At 67.7% G+C, this 14,824-nt stretch carries 14 protein-coding genes; 5 read left to right on the forward strand and 9 right to left on the reverse strand.

Annotation, left to right across the window (positions count from 1 at the left end; genetic code table 11):
* Window positions 1-38: 38 nt before the first annotated feature.
* The gene (locus IG171_RS16925) at window positions 39-1,052 is read left to right on the forward strand and encodes a LysR family transcriptional regulator (RefSeq protein ID WP_212128496.1); all 1,014 of its coding nucleotides are present in this window, start codon (window positions 39-41) and stop codon (window positions 1,050-1,052) included.
* Between the two features lie 199 nt (window positions 1,053-1,251).
* On the opposite strand, the gene IG171_RS16930 is transcribed toward IG171_RS16925, so the two are convergent.
* The 6 genes from IG171_RS16930 to IG171_RS16955 form a co-directional block, all read right to left on the reverse strand.
* Window positions 1,252-2,637 carry a tripartite tricarboxylate transporter permease gene (locus IG171_RS16930; protein ID WP_249203780.1) on the reverse strand — a complete coding sequence of 462 codons (1,386 nt, stop codon included), beginning with the start codon at window positions 2,635-2,637 and terminating at the stop codon, window positions 1,252-1,254.
* Window positions 2,634-3,056, reverse strand: a complete 423-nt coding sequence (locus tag IG171_RS16935) for a hypothetical protein (protein WP_212128497.1) — start codon at window positions 3,054-3,056, stop codon at window positions 2,634-2,636. Before IG171_RS16935 ends, IG171_RS16930 begins: the two co-directional genes overlap by 4 nt.
* Window positions 3,057-3,119: 63 nt before the next feature.
* Window positions 3,120-4,052: a hydroxymethylglutaryl-CoA lyase gene (locus IG171_RS16940; RefSeq protein ID WP_249203781.1), complete on the reverse strand. Its 933-nt coding sequence runs from the start codon at window positions 4,050-4,052 to the stop codon at window positions 3,120-3,122.
* Complete coding sequence (locus tag IG171_RS16945) at window positions 4,049-5,287, reverse strand: hydroxymethylglutaryl-CoA reductase, degradative (protein WP_249203782.1); 1,239 nt, start codon at window positions 5,285-5,287, stop codon at window positions 4,049-4,051. Before IG171_RS16945 ends, IG171_RS16940 begins: the two co-directional genes overlap by 4 nt.
* Before the next feature lie 185 nt (window positions 5,288-5,472).
* Window positions 5,473-7,371, reverse strand: a complete 1,899-nt coding sequence (locus IG171_RS16950) for a helix-turn-helix domain-containing protein (RefSeq protein ID WP_212128499.1) — start codon at window positions 7,369-7,371, stop codon at window positions 5,473-5,475.
* A gap of 91 nt (window positions 7,372-7,462) precedes the next feature.
* On the reverse strand, window positions 7,463-8,770 hold the full coding sequence (locus IG171_RS16955) for a pyridoxal phosphate-dependent aminotransferase (protein WP_283091857.1): 1,308 nt from the start codon (window positions 8,768-8,770) through the stop codon (window positions 7,463-7,465).
* 339 nt (window positions 8,771-9,109) lie between these two features.
* On the opposite strand from IG171_RS16955, the gene IG171_RS16960 reads away from it, so the two are divergent.
* Window positions 9,110-9,364, forward strand: coding sequence for a hypothetical protein (locus IG171_RS16960; RefSeq protein ID WP_212128501.1), 255 nt, complete (start codon window positions 9,110-9,112; stop codon window positions 9,362-9,364).
* Window positions 9,365-9,416: 52 nt separating this feature from the next.
* Here the strand turns inward: IG171_RS16960 and trpD are convergent, their stop codons facing one another.
* Complete coding sequence (gene trpD, locus IG171_RS16965) at window positions 9,417-10,481, reverse strand: anthranilate phosphoribosyltransferase (RefSeq protein ID WP_212128502.1); 1,065 nt, start codon at window positions 10,479-10,481, stop codon at window positions 9,417-9,419.
* 217 nt (window positions 10,482-10,698) lie between these two features.
* Here trpD and IG171_RS16970 point away from each other — a divergent pair, with 217 nt between their 5' ends.
* From IG171_RS16970 to IG171_RS16980, 3 genes are read left to right on the forward strand one after another with little or no spacing between them, the layout of a single operon-like run.
* Window positions 10,699-10,875, forward strand: coding sequence for a hypothetical protein (locus tag IG171_RS16970; RefSeq protein ID WP_212128503.1), 177 nt, complete (start codon window positions 10,699-10,701; stop codon window positions 10,873-10,875).
* Between the two features lie 38 nt (window positions 10,876-10,913).
* The gene (locus IG171_RS16975; RefSeq protein WP_212128504.1) at window positions 10,914-11,723 is read left to right on the forward strand and encodes an ABC transporter ATP-binding protein; all 810 of its coding nucleotides are present in this window, start codon (window positions 10,914-10,916) and stop codon (window positions 11,721-11,723) included.
* A complete protein-coding gene (locus tag IG171_RS16980; protein WP_212128505.1) occupies window positions 11,720-12,454 on the forward strand; it encodes an ABC transporter permease in 735 nt (244 codons plus the stop codon). The genes IG171_RS16975 and IG171_RS16980 overlap by 4 nt, the downstream gene beginning before the upstream one ends.
* Before the next feature lie 27 nt (window positions 12,455-12,481).
* Here IG171_RS16980 and IG171_RS16985 read toward each other — a convergent pair whose 3' ends face one another.
* Together IG171_RS16985 and IG171_RS16990 are read right to left on the reverse strand one after the other, a co-directional pair.
* Window positions 12,482-13,840: an amino acid permease gene (locus IG171_RS16985; protein ID WP_249204364.1), complete on the reverse strand. Its 1,359-nt coding sequence runs from the start codon at window positions 13,838-13,840 to the stop codon at window positions 12,482-12,484.
* 302 nt (window positions 13,841-14,142) lie between these two features.
* Complete coding sequence (locus tag IG171_RS16990) at window positions 14,143-14,718, reverse strand: GNAT family N-acetyltransferase (RefSeq protein ID WP_212128507.1); 576 nt, start codon at window positions 14,716-14,718, stop codon at window positions 14,143-14,145.
* Window positions 14,719-14,824 lie beyond the last annotated feature (106 nt).

A 14,824-nucleotide genomic window follows, 5' to 3' on the forward strand; every position in this document is an offset into this window, starting at 1 on the left:
TGCTCTATAGTCAGTATTGAACTGGAGAGGGGAGAGCAATGGAACCTCTGGACACTCGCGGGCTCACCGCTCTGCGCGCCGTCGCGTCGGCCGGATCCGTGGCCGCGGCGGCTGCGGACCTGCAGTGGAGCCAGCCGACGGTCAATCATCATCTGCGCAACCTCGAACGCAGCCTCGGCGCCACACTCATCGAACGCACTCCGCGCGGATCGCATCCGACGACCGTGGGCAGCCTCGTCGTCTCGCGAGCCGTGGAGATCCTCGGACTCTGCGAACGGCTCGGCACCGAGGTGGCCCTGTGGCGGGAGTCGCAGGCCGTGCCGGTCAGGATCGGCGCGGTGCCCACCGTCGGCGCCCGTGTGATCCCGCCCCTGCACGATCAGCTGCAGGTCCGCCCCCGCTGGCTCACCCGCGACGAGGCGGTCGCCGGTGAGGGGACCGAGGTGCTCACCGCGGCTCTGGACGTGACGATGGACGAGCATGCGAAGCTCGTGTCCCGGCTCGAGTCCGGTGACCTCGACCTCGCGCTGCTCGTCTCGACCGATATCGACCGGACCTGGATCCCGGCGACGCTGAGCGCTGACCATCTGTATTCCGAAGGGCTGTTCCTGTGCGCGCCGAAGTCCATCGGCCCCATCGCCGTCGACGCCCACGGACTGCCCGATCTCACCGCGCTTGTGTCCCAGACCTGGGCGTTCAGCATCGATCCCGGTGACGCCATCGACGAGGTGGTCCGGTCGTTCTGCCTCGCCGCGGGCTTCGAGCCGCGGGTGGGGATGCGGATGGACGACTATGCGGCCATCAACCGGATGATCTCGGCGGGTCTGGCCGTGGCGATGATCCCCGAGTCCTCGCTGTCGACCGATCCCGACATCGAGGTCATCCCGATGCCGCTGAGCGCCTGCCGCCGCGACGTGCTGCTCGTCTCCCGGTCCCAGCGTCCGTCCTCGTCCGACTCGCGGACCCGCCACGATCCGATCGTCGCCGCCCACGATTCCGCCATCGCCGAGGTGGTCGCCGACGTCGCCACGGTCACGCAGCGCTGGCGGTGACGCTGCGCGGCGGGGCGCGGCGGGGAGAAACCTGCGTTTGTGGTCACTCCACCGAGGGGAATTCGCTGATTTCCCGGATTCCCCTCGGCGGAGTGACCACAAACACGGGCTGTTGGCAAGATCCACGTCGGCCGGCCGTGGGCAGGCGGGCAGATCGCCAGGCCAGCAGGGCCGGCGGGAGGGGCCAGCGGCGGGCGGCTCAGAGGGCCAGCAGGGCCGGGACGGTGAGCACCGCGACGTAGTAGCCCATGAACTGGACCCCGGCGTGCATGCCGATCATCCGATTGAACAGGCCGCCGACGAGGCCGACGGTGATGGTCACGCCCAGGGCCAGCAGCCCGCCTTCGTAGAGGCAGATGACGCAGATGAGCGCCGCGAAGCCGGTGATGATCGCCTCGTGGGAGACCGACCGCATGACCCAGGTCGCTGCCCGGTGGGCATTGGTCATCACGAACGGGTAGGCGATCGCGATGGCGATGACGGCCGCGATGATGGAGAAGAGCGCGAACTGGCCGGTCGAGAGGAGATCGTGCAGGTTGTGGCTCGTGCCCGACTGGGAATCGAGGGTGTAGACCGGGGGAGCGTTGAACAGCGGCGCGGCCGGGCCTGCGGCCATGGGCGACAGCGGCAGACCGATCGCGATGAGCGGGATCAGGGTCTCGGCGATATAGGTCGACTCCGTGGTGCCGTTGCGCACGCTGATGACGGTCGTCAGTCGGTGATAGCCGTTCTTGATCCGGCTGCCGGCGATCTCACCCATGAGCACGGCCATGGCCACGGGGGAGAAGACGAAGGTCGCGCTCGTGATCGCGGCCGATCCTCCGGTGTAGGCCAGCTGCTTGCCGTCCAGGGCCCTGAACGGGTTCGGCAGCCCTCTGCCGCCTGCCGGTCGGACGTCCGGGGCGAGGTTGAACTCCCGTTTGCCCTCCTGCGCCATCGCCCGCCGTCCGACGGGCGAGAGGGCGGAGAAGAGGTCGAAGATGAGCGGGCCGGTGGCGATGCCGAGGAAGAAGGAGGTAGTGAACGTCGCTTCCTTCTGCTCCATGATGAATGCCTGCAGGCCGACGATGAGCAGAACGAACGGGATGAGCGCGGCGACCGCGGCGAGCTTGCCCTTCGAGGTGTAGGCGACGAGGACGGCTGCGGCGATGAAGATCCAGGGTGCGGCCGCGCCGATCGCCTCGGCGAAGGGGGTGAGCACCAGGGCGAAGATGATCGACAGCGGGATCGCGATGATCACGGACACCACTCCGCCGGAGATCGCCTTCTGCAGAGCGATGTGGGGAATGCCGAGCGAACGCAGCAGCTGGGCCTCACGCAGCATCGGCACCGCCGTGGTGTCGCCGGGTATGCCCAGCAGAGTGGTGGGCACGGCATGGGAGATGTGCTTGGAGATGATCGCGGCGAGGAAGAAGGCGATGACTCCGGCCGGCGGAACCCCGATGAGGATGACCAGCAGGGCCAGAGGCGCGACGATCGCGGTCTCATCGGTGCCGGAGATGAGGCCGATGCCGGTGAACAGCACCGCGGCCAACAGCGCCATTCCGATCGCCCAGAGAACGGGTTCGAGCAGTTCCGGACTCACTGGTGGCCGCCCTTCTCCCGCAGCCGGGTCTCGTGGTTGTCGACGAGGGCGTCGAAGAGCCCGAGGGCGCGGATCTCCTCCTGGGCCTTGGGTCCCAGCTCACGCGGATCGCCGAGGGGGCCGTATTCCTCGACGATCTCGTCGATGATCTCCTGCCGATTGCGCGTATCGGCGGCCGAGGTCGTGATCACTCGCTTGGGTTTGAACAGCACGCCTGCGATGACGGCGCCGAGGATGCATCCGACGATGCCGATGAGCAGGGCATAGGAATGCGACAGTGCTTCATCACCGCCGGAGGAGCTGAAGAGGTGATCGGAGATGAGGAACGCGGGAACGGCGATTCCGACGCCGATGGCGATCCCTCCGATGAGGTGCTTGGGGTCGACGGTGTCATTCCACACCTCGATCAGTTGCGGCATCCTTGCCTGCCTTCTTGTTGGTCGATTTCGGTCAGGGACGGACGGTCATGGTCCGACCGCAGGTCAGCGGCCGGTCACGGCGGCGGAGGTCGCGGAGGGCAAAGCGTGTCCGAGCTGTTCGCCCAGCCACTGACTGGTCGCCGCTACCGCGTCGATGTCGACTCCGGTCGAGATGCCCAGGCCGTCGAGCATCCACAGGAGGTCCTCGGTGGCGAGGTTCCCGGTCGCACTGCCCGCGAACGGGCATCCCCCGACTCCTCCGGCAGAGGCATCGAACTGACTGACTCCGCGCTGCAGTGCCGCATAGACGTTCGCCAGCGCTTGACCGTAGGTGTTGTGGGTGTGCAGGCAGAGACTCTCGATCGCAATCCCGGCGCCGACCAGGGTATCAAGGACGGTGGTCACATGCCCCGGGGTCGCGGTCCCGATGGTGTCGCCGAGCGAGATCGTCGTGCAGCCGGCATCGCGCAGCGCCCGTGCGGCGCCGGCGACGGTGTTCGGATCGACCGCCCCTTCCCAGGGGTCGCCGAAGACCATCGACAGGTACCCGCGCACGCGCAGCCCCGCCGCCGAGGCGGCCCGTGCCGTGTCGATGCCGCGCTGAGTGGTCTCGTCCAGCGATCCGCCGAGGTTGGCCTGCGAGAACGACTCCGTGACGCTGATGAACACGGAGACATCGGCCGCGCCCGCGGTCATGGCGTCCTCCAGCCCCCGTCTGTTCGGGACGAGGACGGGATAGGACACCGACGAGTCGAGATCGAGCCCGGCGAGGACGGAGGCCGTGTCGGCCATCTGCGGCACCGCCCGAGGCGAGACGAAGCTGCCGGCCTCGATGGAGCTCAGTCCCGCCTCGGCGAGGCGGCCGATGAGTTCGAGGCGCACGGGCACGGGAAGGGTCCGCGGTTCGGCCTGCAGCCCGTCGCGGGCGCTGACCTCGCAGATGCTGACCCGGGCGGGCAGAGCCGGGTTGAAGAACCGCTGCGGCAGGTCCGTCACCGGGCACCACCGGAGCGCAGTTCGGCCAGAAGGGACTCGGCGCGGTCGAACCGGAAGGCCTTCTCCTCGATCAGCCGGTCGACGATGATCTCTGCCTCCTCGGCGCTCGCCCCGACCGAGGCCGCGAGGTTCTTCGCGTGCAGGGACATGTGCCCGCGCTGCACGCCCTCGGTCGCGAGCACCCGCAGAGCCGCGAGGTTCTGAGCCAGACCCACGGCGACGATGATCTCGCCGAGATCCTGCGCCGTGGTCACCTCGGCGATCCGCAGGCCCGCGCGGGCGGCCGGGTGGACTTTCGTGGCGCCGCCGACGAGGCCGACGGGCATCGGCATCTCGAGGGTGCCGACGAGGTCGCCCGCGGCGTTCTTCTCGAACCTCGACAGGGACGAGTATCGACCGTCGACGACAGCGTGGGAGTGGGCGCCGGCCTCGACCGCGCGGGTGTCGTTGCCGGTGGCCAGGACGACGGCCGAGACCCCGTTCATGATGCCCTTGTTGTGCGTGGCCGCACGGTAGGGATCGGCGGCGGCGAGCTCATAGGCGTGGAGGATGTTGTCGACGACCTCCTCACCGCCGAGCAGCTCCTTGTCGAAGACAGCGCGGGCCCGGGCCAGACGACGGTCGGCCTTGTTCGTCAGGATCCGCAGGAGCGCATCGCCCTCGGCGATGGCGGCCACGGCCGACGACACGGCTTCGGCCATGGTGTTGACCGCGTTCGCCCCCATGGCGTCACGGACGTCGACGAGGAGATGGACGAGGACGTAGGTCGTCGACCGCGCCTCGACGAGGCGGACCTCGAGGTCGGTGACACCGCCGCCGACCTCGACGAGTTTGGGGTCGACGGCGTTGGCGAGATCGATGATCTCGGACTGACGCTCGAGGATCCGGGTGCGCGCGGCATGCGGGTCGGCGATGTTGATCAGTTGGATCTGGGCCTGCATGAGGGGGCGGGTCGAGCTGGTGGAGAAGCCGCCCTGCGGGCGTGCCATCCGGGCGGCATTGCTCGCGGCGGCGATGACCGAAGCCTCTTCGGTGGCCATGGGCACGAGCACATCGGTGCCGTTGATCGTGAAGTTCGTGGCCGCGCCCAGCGGCAGGGAGAACACTCCGAAGACGTTCTCGCTGAGGTCGGCGGCCGCCTCGGCGTCGAAGGCAGAGGCATCGACCTGGGCGAACAGCTCGGCCCCACAGCCGGTGGCATCGGTCAGGGCCGCTCTGCGGTCGGTGACCGACATGTTCCGGAAGCCTGTGATTCGGCTGTTCTCTGCCATCGTGTGTCTCCAGTCGGGTCGTCTTCGACCGACGAACGCCGTCGGTCTGGGTTCCTTCGCGGAGAACAGTCAATCATCGCGGCCCGGATGCCACCATGTCCGTTGCGGACATGATCATCCCCTGTCCATGGCTGTTTCGGACGTAGAGTTCAGATGGAGGATCGCAGCCGGTCGAGACGAAGTGCGACCTGGAGCCGAAAGGCGTGCTCGGGGGCTCTCCATCCGTGACCGAGCAGGCGGTCGACTCGCTCCAGACGCTGTTTGACGGTGTTGACGTGCACCGACATCCGGGCCGCCGTGCCCCGGATGCTGGTGCCCGAGTCGAAGTACTCCCGCACGGTGGCAAGCAGGTCGGCGGAGTGCAATCGGTCCCACTCACGGAGGTCGGCGAGCATGCGGTCCATGAATCCGGCCACCTGGTCCGGTGCGGTGCCGAACATCGCGGTATAGGGGGCGAAGTCCTCGATCGGGTGGATTCCCTCCTCGACGCCGAGGGAGTCGAGGATGCGGATGCACGACCACATCTCGTCTTCGAGGGTGCGCAGCCGGGTTCGCTGGCAATCGGTGTCGGAGATGACCGCCAGGCAGCCGGCGAGGGTCGGGGACTGCGCGAACAGGGTGGTCAGGGTCGGTCTCTGACGCAGCACCGAACTCGGGATGAGGACCGTGATCCCGGGTGAGCGCTGGGTCAGCAGGATCCGTGGTTCGATCCGCGCCAGGCGGGCGCCGATGCGGTCGTCGATGTCGGCATCGGCTCGGATCGTCATCAGCCGCCACGGGCCGCGGAGGCTGAAGTCGCCGGTGCGGGATCGGGCCTCGAGCTCGTCGAGGTCGCGGGTGCCGGCGATGATGTCGACGGCGAGCTCGCCGCGGACACGGTTCTCGGCGTCGGCGCGGGCCTGCTCATTCATCCGGATGAGGGCCAGTGACTGTGCCGCCTGGGCGACGATGTTCGCGTCCCCGTCGGCCGGATCGCCGTGGAAGCGCACGAACAGTCCGCTGTGCTGACGGCGGTGGGAGGCCACCGAGGCGACGAGCAGATTCCCCGCCTCGTCCACCTGTGCGCTGCGCCCGGTCTCTCGGCTCGAACTCAGTGCCGAGAGCACCTTCGCCCGGTCGAGTGCGATGCCGTCGAAGAAGCGCTCCTCGGCGGGAAAGTCCGGGGAGTCGAGGCGCCCACTGTCGACGACGAGCACTTCGGCATCGAGCATCTGCGAGATCGTGTCCTTGACCGCTGAGACGCCCTGACCCGTGAGGACCAGTTGCGTCAGCTGCTCCTCGACCTCGACGAGGCGCTGCAGCGTCGCGGCCTGAGCCGCGGCCGATTCCTCGGCTTCGGCGGAGGTCCGGGCCGCCTCGGCGAGGTCTGCCATCAGCCGTGCCGTCTTCAGCACCACGGAAGCGTGGTCGGCCAGTGCCGAGAGCAGGGTGATCTCGTCGGAGGTGAAGTCATGCGTGTAGCGGTTGGCGGCGAAGAGGGCGCCGAGGACCTCACCGTCGACGACCATCGGCACTCCGAGGAGCGATTCCATGCGCTCGGCCTTCACCGCCGAATCGACCCGCCTCTCGTGCGGCAGGGTCGTGAGATCGTAGTCGGAAGTCCAATGGGCGGCGCGGTCGGCCACGACCCGGCCGGCCAGACCGATGCCGGGAGGCACGCGCAGCCGTTCGAGAGTGGTCGAGATCGCGCCCCGACTGGCTTGGACCCGCAGATCATCGGTGGCCGGGTAGTACTGGGACAGATAGGCGATATCGCAGCCGATGAGCGTGCGGGCACGATCGACGAGCTTCTGCAGCAGCTTCTTCGTGTCCCTGACGCGGATGAGCTCGGAGGCGCTTTCGAGCAGCGCCGAACGCTCCCGGTCCTTCTGCTTCCACCGGATCATGGTCGCCGAGAGGTCGAAGAAGGAGTCGATGAGCTCCGGCTGGTCGCCGAGCCGCTGGGCGAGCTCGGCCCGGTCGATATCGATTCCGCGCGAGAGCGCTCCCACGATCTCGGCCACCGCCGCGGCCGATACGTCCCTGACTCCATCCTCGCGCTTCGCCATGGCACAAGTGTCTCAGGGATCCCCTGGCTTCGGCTCGGCCGACCCGCTCCTCGGTCGGCCGGGTTCGCCGAGTGCCCGCCTCGCTCGTTCCTCAGCCGGCCGCGGCGGAGCCCGACACCGCAGCAGAGCCCGGCACCGAGGCGGTCTCGCGCACGACGGGCAGCTCGCAGGTGGTCTTCGCGACCTGCCGGTAACCGGACAGGAAGGTGTCGAGCCGCTCGATCGCCTCGGTCAGCACCTCGACCGAGGGCAGGGTGACGAGGCGGAAGTGATCGGGGTTGGGCCAGTTGAAGGCCGTGCCGTGGGAGACGAGGATCTTCTGCTCGCGCAGCAGGTCGAGGGCGAACTGCTCGTCGTCGGTGATTCCGAACTTCTCGACATCGAGCTTCGCGAACATGTACAGAGCGCCGTCGGCACGATGGGCCGAGACCCCGTCGATCGAATTCAGCCCCTCATGGGCGAGCTCCATCTGCGCCCCGAGGCGACCGGTCGGCAGAACCAGGTCCTCGATCGACTGCTTCCCGCCCAGGGCCGCCTGGATCGCGTGCTGGGCGGGAACGTTCGAGCACATGCGCATGTTCGCCAGCAGTTTGATCCCCTCGAGGTAGCTGTGCGCCTCGGCCAGAGGGCCGGTGATGGCCAGCCAGCCGGAGCGGTAGCCGGCGATGCGGTAGGCCTTGGACAGGCCCGAGAAGGTCAGACACAGCACGTCGTCGCCGGTCAGGGTGGCCAGATTGGTCAGTTCGACCCCGTTGTAGGTGATCTTCTCGTAGATCTCGTCGGCGAAGACGATGAGGCCGTGACGGCGGGCGATATCGGCGATCTGCTTGAGCGTCTCCGGTGAGTACACCGCGCCCGTGGGGTTGTTCGGGTTGATGACGACGATGCCGCGGGTGCGTTCGGTGATGCGTGATTCGAGGTCGGCGAGGTCCGGCTGCCAGGCATCCTCCTCGGCGCAGCGGTAATGGACCGGGCTGCCGCCGGACAGCGCCACCGAGGCCGTCCACAGCGGATAGTCGGGTCCGGGCACGAGGATCTCGTCGCCGGGATTGCACAGTGCCTGCAGGCTCAGGGTGATGAGCTCGCTGACGCCGTTGCCGAGGAAGACCTCGTCGGTGCCGAGATTGTGGATCCCGCGGGTCTCGTAGTATTGGACGACCGCGCGGCGGGCCGAGAGGATCCCCCGCGAATCCGAATATCCCTGCGTCACCGGCAGGTGCTGGACCATGTCCTGGACGATCGCGTCGGGGGCTTCGAAACCGAAGGGAGCGGGGTTGCCGATGTTGAGCTTGAGGATCGTGTGTCCGGCGGCCTCCATGGCCTGGGCCTCTTCGAGGACGGGTCCTCGGATGTCGTAGAGGACATTGGCCAACTTCGACGACTGCCTGAACATGTGAATCGTGGAACCTTTCCGTACTGCGTCTGCTATACCCACGCTAAGACCCTCGCCGAGGTGGTCATGACCACACAGAGGCGCGTTTCGCGAACCTTTGGAATCTGCGGCGGATCGTTGTGCATACCTTTGGTGGCCCACGCCACGTTCGTCCTCGTCAGGCGGTCGGTCCTCACCCCTGCGCTGCTGGATGTCTGTGGGACCGGTCGAAATGGTCAGCGACTACAATGCACGAAAGGCATTCGTTGCCGGGAAGCGACCGAGGGCGTCGGCCGGTGAGCACATGGCCGACCCCCTCGCAGCGGCCTCTCGGCAGAACGCCGCCGTTACGAAGGGAGCGCAGTCATGGGTCGAATGGACGAAGTGCGGAAGAAGGCGCAGGAAGTCAACGAACGGCTCGATGAATTCGCGTCGCGGGCCAGCGGGCCCGATGTCTCCTACGGATCCACTCCGGGATACTCGGACGCCGACCCCGAGCAGGAGGCGCAGGAAGCCGCCGAGGCCGAAGGTGTGACTCTCTACCGCAACACCGACGGCTCCCACGAAGCGGTGGACGAGTCGAAGCTGCCCGAATCGAGTGAGGACGAGCCCGACAGCTGACGGGACGGACGACGGCAGGCTGGGCAGAGCGGGACGTCGACGCCCCGCAGGCTCACTCCGTGTCGAACCGCCGCGTCGCGGTCACCCACTGCTCGAGCTTGGCGGTGGCCCGGCCGTCGTCGATCGCGGCCGCGGCCTCGTCCAACGCCTCGCCGAGGCGCTGGATCAGGTTGCGCTGAGCCTGTGCGGGGTCCTGGAAGAGCCGGTAGGCGACGATCCCCGCGGCCGCGTTGAACAGCACGATATCGCGCACCGCGCCCTGCTCACCTGCCAGCGTGCGGCGCAGCACCTCGGCGTTGTGCTCCGGTGTGCCGCCGAGGAGGCTCTCGATGTTCGCGGTCGGCAGGCCGAGGTCGCTCGGGTGCACGTCGAACTCGTGCATGTCACCGTTGGTGATCTGCCAGATGCGGCTGTACCCGGTGGTGCTCAGCTCGTCGAGGCCGTCCTCGCCGCGGAAGACGAGCGCCGTCGCTCCGCGGGTGCGGAACACTCCGGTGATGAGCGGGATGCTCTCCGGCTGTGACACGCCCACCGCGTTGGCCTCGGCCCTGGCCGGGTTGACGAGCGGTCCCAGGTAGTTGAACACCGTCGCGACCCCGAGCTCGGCGCGCGTGCGTCCCGCGTGCTTGAACCCGGGGTGGAACGCCGCCGCCCATGCGAAGGTGATGCCGGCCTCCTCGAGCACGGCGGCGACCCGGTCCGGGGCCAGACCCAGCTCGATGCCGAGTGAGGCCAGGACGTCGGAGGAGCCGGACTTCGAGCTGGCGGCCCTGTTCCCGTGCTTGACGACGGGGATGCCCGTGGCCGCGATGACGATCGAGGCCATCGACGAGATGTTCACGGTGCCGAAGCGATCGCCTCCGGTGCCGACGATGTCGAGCACGTTCGGGTCGACCGGCAGCGGCACGGCGGCCTCGAGGATGGCATCGCGGAAGCCGATGATCTCCTCCACGGCCTCGCCCTTGGCGCGCAGGGCGAGCAGGAAGCCGCCCAGCTGCGCGTCCGTGACCTCACCCTCCATCACACGGCGCATCGCCCACGTGGCCTCGGAGACGCTGAGATCGCGTCCCGCGAGCACGGTGGTCAGGACATCGGGCCAGCTCAGCGAATCGGTCATGCGGCGATCTTAACCGTCATCCATCGATTCGAGCGACCGATCGTGACACGAGGCGCAACCTGGTCGGGAGATGTCTCTGCCGCGCCCGCGGGGCAGGCGCGGCAGCTAAGCTGAGGAGCATGGCCGAGTCAGCATCCGTTCCCCGCCGGCGGGGACGTCCGCACAAAGCGAGCAGCGGGGGATCGAGCCCGCCGAGGCGGATCTGCGGGCCACTCTTGTGCTCACCAAGATGGCCGGTGCGCTCATCATCCGCCACGTCCTCGAACTCGAGCCCCTCGTCTCGCTGTCGGCCGATGAGCTGACGGCCCGTCTGACGCCGGCGGTGCAGGGCCACCTCGACGGGGTCGCCGAGGGAACCGACGCCCCTCTCGCACAGCCGGGACATCACCGTTAGTCTTGACGCGCCCACTGCCCGGGTGTCTGATTCGTCATATGGTGAATAATGCGATCGTCACACGCGGCCTGCGGGTCCGCCGTGGTCGCGCGACCGTCATCGACGGACTCGACCTCGAGGTGCCGCAGGGGGCGATCGTGGGGTTGCTCGGGCCCAGCGGAAGCGGGAAGACGACGCTGATGCGCGCCTTCGTCGGAGTCCAGATCATCGCCGGCGGAAGCGTGCGGGTCTTGGGCGAGTCGGCCGGTTCGACGCCCCTGCGCCGGCGGGTCGGGTATATGACGCAGGCGGCCAGCATCTACGACGACCTCAGCGTGCGGGACAATCTGCGCTATTTCGCGCGGGTGCAGTCCGCGCCGATGGCCGATGTCGACCGCGTCCTCGAACGCACCGATCTCATGGGTCAGGCCGATCAGCTGGCGCGGACGCTCTCGGGCGGGCAGGCCAACCGGGTGTCCCTGGCCGCGGCGATGCTCGGATCTCCCGAGCTGCTCGTCCTCGACGAACCCACGGTGGGCCTCGACCCCGTGCTGCGGGCCGATCTGTGGGAGATCTTTCGCAGACTCGCCGACGACGGCACGACTCTGGTGGTCTCGAGCCATGTGATGGACGAGGCCACGCGCTGCGATCGTCTGCTGCTCATGCGCGAGGGCGCGGTGATCGCGGACACGACCCCTGAGGAGCTGCTGACGAGCACGGGGTCCGCCTCGGCGGAGGAGGCGTTCCTGCGGATCATCGAGAAGGACTCGCAGACCACCCGCTCAGGTCCGACGCATCTGCTCTCGCGGAAGGCAGGCCCGCTCTCGGAGAAGGCGGGCCCGCGCCCGCGGAAGGGAGGCCGGCGATGAGGCCGATGCAGACCCTTGCCACCGCGGGCCGGGTGCTGCATCAGATCCGCAACGACCCGCGCACGATCGCCCTGCTGCTCGTCGTGCCGAGCCTGCTCATCGGACTGGTGGCCTGGATCTTCGACGAGACCGATGTCTTCGCGAGCATTGGGCCGGCGATGCTCGCGCTCTTCCCCTTCATCGTCATGTTCCTCGTCACGAGCATCGCGACCCTGCGCGAACGACGCAGCGGCACTCTCGAGAGGCTGCTGTCGATGCCGATGGGACGCGGCGACTTCATCCTCGGCTACACCCTGGCCTTCGGCCTCCTGGCGATCGTGCAGACGGCCGTGGCCGTCGCCTACGCGACGCTGGTGTGCGGGCTGACGATCGAGGGATCGATCTGGCTGCTCTTCATCGTCGCGATCGCCGATGCCCTGCTCGGCACGGCTCTGGGCCTGCTGGCCAGCGCGTTTGCCCGCACGGAGTTCCAGGTCGTGCAGTTCATGCCGGTGTTCGTGTTTCCGCAGATCCTCCTCGGCGGGATCTTCCTTCCCCGCACGCAGCTGCCCGATGTGCTCGAGGTCATCGGCGACTGGTTGCCGCTGTCGCATGCGATCGATGCCCTGGACGCGGTCTCGACGGGGAACGAGGACGAGGCCTACATCTGGCTGCGCGTGCTGTTCATCGTCTGCTGGATCGTCGGGGCGATCATCGTCGGTTCGCTGACGCTGCGGCGGCGGACGCCGTGAGGAGCGGCAAGCTCGCGGACCGGGACGTCAGTTCCGTCCGGACCCCATGGGTTCGGTGCGGTCACTGAGCGGGTGCGGTCTGCGTCCCTCGCCGCGGACGAAGGCGAGGTAGCACAGCCACAGTGCCCCGACCCACAGCAGACCGACCCACAGGGCCGGTCGTGAGTCGGGGACGAGGCCGACCATGACGACCACGAAGAGGATGAACGCGACCGTGATCCATGAGCCCACCGGCCACATGGGCATGGGGAATTCGCTGGGAAGACGGGCCTCCTCGGCGATCACCCGTTTCATCCGGATATGGGAGACGAGGATGATTAGCCACACCAGCACCGTGGCGAAGGTGGCCAGAGCTCCGAGCAGGAACAGGGCCTGGTCGGGATAGAGGTAGTTGAGGACGACGCCCGCCAGCAGAGCGATGATCATCGTGACCACGGTCATCACAGGCACGCCGCTGCGCGAAGTGCGGGCGAAGGATCGCGGGGCCTGGACCTGTTCGGCCAGTCCGTGGAGCATCCGCCCCGCCCCGAAGATATCGGCGTTGATGGCCGACAGCGCCGCGGTGATGAGGACGACCTGGAGGATGGCGGCCGCTGCGGTGAAGCCGATGGAGTCGAAGATCGCGACGAAGGGGCTGATCTCGGAGGTGACCCGATTCCAGGGCAGGATGCACATGATCACGCCGAGGGTGAGCACATAGAAGAGGAGGATGCGCACCGGCACCGAGTTGATGGCGGCCGGCAGCACCTGCTTCGGGTTCTGCGCCTCGCCGGCGGTGACTCCGATGATCTCGATGCCGCCGAAGGCGAACATCACGATGGTGAACGATGAGAGCACACCCCAGAGACCGTGAGGGAAGAAGCCGCCGTGGTTCAGCAGCGCCTGCGGTCCCATCTGGTCGTGGTCGGCGATTCCGAAGCCGAAGATGATGATCGCAACACCGGCGGAGATGAGGGCGATGATCGCGATGATCTTGATCAGCGCGAACCAGAACTCCAGCTCGCCGAAGACCTTGACGCCGATCATATTGACAGCGGCGATGAAGAAGACGACGGCGAGCACCCAGATCCAGCGGGGCACGCCCGGGTACCAGAACCCCATGTACACGCCGATCGCGGTGGCGTCGAAGACGGCGACGAGGACCATCTCGAAGGCGAAGGTCCAACCGACGAGAAATCCCGCGAAGGGGTGGATGTAGCGGGAGGCGTACTGGCCGAAGGATCCCGAGACGGGGTGGCGGACGACGAGTTCTCCGAGGGCGCGCATCACCATGAACACAGCGGCACCGCCGATGATGTAGACGAGCAGCACTGCGGGTCCGGCCGCTTGGATCGACTCGGAGGAACCCATGAACAGACCCGTGCCGATGGCTGAGCCGAGAGCCATGAAACGGATATGGCGGGCGGTCAGGCCTCTGCGCAGGCCCGCATTCTCCTCGTGTGCGCGAACCTGTCCGTCGACGTGTTCGGTGTCGCGGTCGTCCGCGGGGAGCGCCTCTTTGCGGTCCTTGTCGGCTGGAGCCATCGGTGTTCTCTGTCCTCTTCTCTCGACCGCCCGTGGCCGCCTTCCTGCCCACACAATCGTCTGGTCCGGCGCCACGGCCACCTCAGACTCTCATGCCACAGGGGGACCGAAGTACGGGTGGCGGCACAAAGAGTCCGAGATCTCAGAAAATCGAGTCAGCTGGCTCAGGCGGTCTGCCGGTCGGTTGAGAGCATCCCGAAGATGAGGGTGTCGGTCCATTCGCCCTTCGACCACCAGTCCTTGCGCAGGTGCGCTTCCTGTCGCATCCCGATCCTCCGCGCCAATTTCGCCGAGGCGGTGTTCCGGGCGTCCATCTGCGCGACAACGCGGTGGAGTCCGTAATGGCCGAAGGCGACGCCCAGTACGGCGATGGCGGCCTCGGTGGCGAAGCCGTGACCGCCGGCGGCCGGATCGAGGGTCCACCCGATCTCTGCCTTCTGATCACCGATGTCCTCGAGCCAGAGACCGATGTCGCCGATGACCCGTGACCCTGCGATCGCATCGAGACCCTCGGCGGTCTCGATGACGAGCGCCAGGGCCCGGGATTCGGTCGCCAGACCGGTGCGTGGCAGGCGTTTGACGATCTCGGTCTCGGCCGCCTCGGCGGTCCACGGGTCCTTCAGGAGGTACCGGGCGACGTCCTCGCGGGAGTGGATCGGCAGGAGCGCCTCGGCGTCGGAGGTCCGATGCGGGCGCAGGCGCAGGCGCTCGGTGGTCAGGGGCAGTTCGAGCGATTCCATGGCGTCAGTCTGCCAGGTCGACCTGTGGGCACGACGGACGATGCCGGGCGCTTCGCTGGGAGCGTCCGGCATCGTCCGCGATCAGGCGGGGTGAGACAAGCGGTGC

The sequence above is a fragment of the Brevibacterium sp. SMBL_HHYL_HB1 genome (assembly GCF_018208375.1).
In the GTDB taxonomy this organism is placed as follows: Bacteria; Actinomycetota; Actinomycetes; order Actinomycetales; family Brevibacteriaceae; genus Brevibacterium; species Brevibacterium intestinavium.